Source organism: Pseudomonas sp. 50_B (assembly GCF_017491625.1).
GTDB classification, from domain to species: Bacteria; Pseudomonadota; Gammaproteobacteria; order Pseudomonadales; family Pseudomonadaceae; genus Aquipseudomonas; species Aquipseudomonas danubii.
The window spans coordinates 1-429 of record NZ_JAFGYX010000181.1 but is presented as its reverse complement, the minus strand read 5'-3'; the positions used below and the strand labels follow the sequence as shown (position 1 = coordinate 429).

The window sequence follows — 429 nt, the reverse complement described above, 5'->3', positions numbered from 1 at the left end:
ATCACTGTGTCTAGTGCGACGATCATCGACCAGATCCGCCTTGCCCTGCTGCAAGCTGAGCTGGCCGAGTACCCGTCCACCGGAATCGTGATGAACCCGAAGGACTGGACCCGTGTCGAGCACCTGAAAGACAGCCAGGGGCGCTACATCATCGGCAACCCTCAGGGCAATGCTGCCGCGTCGCTGTGGGGTATTCCTGTGGTGACCACCCAGGCCATGCAGGAAAACAAGTTCCTCGCCGGCGCGTTCCGCCTGGGGGCCCAGTTGTTCGACCGATGGGAGGCGCGCGTTGAGGTCTCCACCGAGAACCAAGACGACTTCATCCGTAACATGGTGACGATCCTGGCGGAAGAGCGCCTCGCGCTGGCGGTGTACCGCCCCGAGGCGTTCGTGTATGGCGACTTCGGCAACCTGCCGTAACCCGTAGAG

At 62.5% G+C, this 429-nt stretch carries 1 protein-coding gene; it reads left to right on the top strand.

Annotation, left to right across the window (positions count from 1 at the left end):
• A partial coding sequence (locus J5M73_RS31500) for a phage major capsid protein (protein WP_207817005.1) occupies positions 1-420 on the top strand: 420 nt, incomplete at its 5' end.
• Between the last annotated feature and the right edge of the window lie 9 nt (positions 421-429).